Source organism: Halorubrum sp. F4 (assembly GCF_027257195.1).
Lineage (GTDB): Archaea > Halobacteriota > Halobacteria > Halobacteriales > Haloferacaceae > Halorubrum.
The window spans coordinates 1-3,203 of the sequence record NZ_JAPDFS010000040.1 but is presented as its reverse complement, the minus strand read 5'-3'; the positions used below and the strand labels follow the sequence as shown (position 1 = coordinate 3,203).

The following is a 3,203-nucleotide window of genomic DNA, read 5'->3' as shown; positions in this document are numbered from 1 at the left end:
CGCCCGCGAGGCGTTCGACGGCGAGTGCCTCCTCCCCGACGACGGCGAGCTGCTCGAGGTCCCGTTTCCGGATCGGGACGAGTAGCGGCCGTTCTCTCCGGTTCGTATCGGCCCGGATCGATCCGAAGGAAACGCACTTGCCTCGTGGCCCGATAGGGTGAGTGATGAGTGGGGCCGAGTGGGACGAGGACGATCCGTTCGAGGAGCAGCGCGCCGAGGTCGAGAACCCGATGAAGCGGCTGTTCCTCGAGTACGGCCGGCCGTACCTCCCGCAAGTGAGCGTCGGGGTCATCGCCAGCGTCTTCGCGCGGCTGCTCGATCTCCTCCCGCCGCTCATGCTCGGGATCGCCATCGACGCCGTCTTCTACGAGGACGCGCCCTTCAGCGATCAGATCCCGCTCGTCCTCCTGCCGGACGCGTGGCTCCCGACGGCCCGGACCGAACAGTTCTGGTTCACGGTCGCCGTCATCGGCGGCGCCTTCGCGCTCGGCGCGGCGTTCCACTGGATCCGCAACTGGGGGTTCAACGCGTTCGCCCAACACATCCAACACGACGTGCGGACCGACACCTACGACCGAATGCAGCGGCTGAACATGGAGTTCTTCTCGGACAAGCAGACGGGCGAGATGATGTCGATCCTCTCGAACGACGTGAACCGGCTCGAGCGGTTCCTGAACGACGGGATGAACTCGCTGTTCCGGCTGTCCGTGATGGTGGTCGGGATCGGCGGACTCCTGTTCTGGATCAACTGGCAGCTGGCGCTCGTGGCGCTTCTGCCCGTCCCGATCATCGCCGGATTCACGTACGTCTTCATCCGGACGATCCAGCCGAAGTACGCCGCGGTTCGCTCCTCGGTCGGGAAGATGAACTCCCGGCTGGAGAACAACCTCGGCGGCATCCAGGTGATCAAGTCCGCGAACACGGAGCCGTACGAGTCCGACCGCGTCGACGACGTCTCGATGGAGTACTTCGACGCCAACTGGGGCGCGATCCGGACCCGGATCAAGTTCTTCCCGGCGCTGCGAGTGCTCGCGGGCATCGGGTTCGTGTTCACCTTCGTCGTCGGCGGCCTCTGGGTGTTCCAGGGGGCCGCGCCCGGCCCGTTCTCCGGCGACCTCTCCGTGGGGATGTTCGTCGTGTTCATCCTCTACACCCAGCGGTTCATCTGGCCGATGGCGCAGTTCGGCCAGATAATCAACATGTATCAGCGGGCCCGGGCGTCCTCCGAGCGGATCTTCGGACTGATGGACGAGCCCTCGAAGCTCGAGCAGGACGCGGACGCCCCGGACCTCGTCGTCGAGGAGGGCGAGGTGGTCTACGACGGCGTCACCTTCGGCTACGACGACGAGCCGATAGTCCGCGACGTCGACTTCGCCGTCGAGGGCGGCGAGACGCTCGCGCTCGTCGGCCCGACGGGGGCCGGGAAGTCGACCGTGCTCAAGCTGTTGCTTCGGATGTACGACGTCGACGAGGGATCCATCCGGATCGACGGCCAGGACGTCGGCGAGGTCACGCTGCGGTCGTTACGCCGGTCGATCGGCTACGTCGGCCAGTCCTCGTACCTGTTCTACGGCACCGTCCGCGAGAACATCACCTACGGGGCCTTCGAGGCGACCGACGAGGAGGTCCGCGAGGCCGCGAAGGCCGCGGAGGCACACGCGTTCATCGAGAACCTCCCGGACGGCTACGACACGATGGTCGGCGAACGCGGCGTGAAACTCTCCGGCGGCCAGCGCCAGCGGGTCACCATCGCCCGCGCGGTGCTCAAGGATCCGGACATCCTCGTCCTCGACGAGGCCACCTCGGACGTGGACACGGAGACCGAGATGCTGATCCAGCGGTCGATAGACCGGCTCACCGCCGACCGGACGACGTTCGCGATCGCCCACCGGCTCTCGACGATCAAGGACGCCGACACCATCCTGGTGTTGGAGGACGGCGAGGTCGTCGAGCGGGGTACCCACGAGGAGCTGCTGGAGAACGGCGGCCTGTACGCGCATCTCTGGGGCGTTCAAGCGGGGGAGATAGACGAGTTGCCCCAGGAGTTCATCGACCGCGCCCAGGAGCGGACCGCGCGCGTGCTCGAGGACGCCGAGGGCGACGACGACTAGCGGACGGTCGCCGACCGGGCGGGCGACCGGCGGCCGACCCGGATCGGCCTCACCGCGACAGCGAACTCCAGTCGTCGGTCTCGATCCCCACGTCGTTCTCGTCCGGGTCGATCGGTTTTCCGGCCCCGTCGACCCCGACCACGCCGAGGATCGCGTCCCGGACCTGGCGCGGCTCGCGGAACGACGCCACGTCGGCGCGGCGTAACACCTCCTCCAGCCGGTCCGTGCCGTCGGCGTGTTCGAGTTCGAACCCGCCGTACTGCTCTATCAGTTCCTCCTTCGTCACCGGGTAGGCGTGCTCTCGGAGCGCCGGCTTCAGCGGGCCGAAGACCACGCCGTAGACGGCCTGCGAGACGGCTTCGTCGTCGGTCATACCGCCCGATCCACGCCCGACGAATTAAGTACCGGGGACGAACCGGAGGGAGGCCGGGGCGTATCCGGACGGGAAGGGGGCCCCGAGCCGGTGGACCCGACCGTCGACTATACGGGGCCGGTCGACGCAGGGGAGGTATGCGACTCGCGGACGCAACCTGGACGGACGTGCGTGACGCCGACGTGGACGTGGCGCTGCTCCCGGTCGGCAGCACCGAACAGCACGGCCCCCACGCGCCGCTCGGCACCGACACGCTGAACGCGGTCGCCGTCGCCGAGGCGGCCGCGGCGGCGTACGACGCGGAGCCGCGCGCGGGCGTCGCAGACGCCATCCCTCGCGGCGAGGCGCTCGTCGGCCCCCCGATCCCCGTCGGCGTCGCCGAGGAGCACCGCACCTTCGACGGCACGATATGGGTGACCCCGGACACCTTCCGGTCGTACGTCCGGGAGGCTGCGGCCTCGCTTCCGGCACACGGCGTCGATCGCGTCGTGTTCGTGAACGGCCACGGCGGGAACGTCGAGGCGCTCGCGGAGGTCGCCCGCCGCTTCTCGCGGGATCCCGCACACGACGGTTACGGCGTGGCGTTCACCTGGTTCGAGGCGGTCGGCGAACACGCGAGCGACATGGGCCACGCGGGGCCGCTGGAGACGGCGCTTCTGCGCGCGACGACTCCCGATCTCGTCCGCGAGGATCGGGTCGAATCCGCCCGCGACGGGGGG

3 protein-coding genes are annotated in these 3,203 nt (G+C 68.7%); 2 read left to right on the top strand and 1 reads right to left on the bottom strand.

Annotation, left to right across the window (positions count from 1 at the left end; all coding sequences use genetic code 11):
• Window positions 1–164 precede the first annotated feature (164 nt).
• On the top strand, window positions 165–2,111 hold the full coding sequence (locus OKW78_RS16540) for an ABC transporter ATP-binding protein (RefSeq protein WP_281196152.1): 1,947 nt from the start codon (window positions 165–167) through the stop codon (window positions 2,109–2,111).
• Between the two features lie 49 nt (window positions 2,112–2,160).
• On the opposite strand, the gene OKW78_RS16535 is transcribed toward OKW78_RS16540, so the two are convergent.
• On the bottom strand, window positions 2,161–2,484 hold the full coding sequence (locus tag OKW78_RS16535; RefSeq protein ID WP_281196151.1) for a hypothetical protein: 324 nt from the start codon (window positions 2,482–2,484) through the stop codon (window positions 2,161–2,163).
• A gap of 137 nt (window positions 2,485–2,621) precedes the next feature.
• Here OKW78_RS16535 and OKW78_RS16530 point away from each other — a divergent pair.
• A partial coding sequence (locus tag OKW78_RS16530; protein WP_281196150.1) for a creatininase family protein occupies window positions 2,622–3,203 on the top strand: 582 nt, incomplete at its 3' end.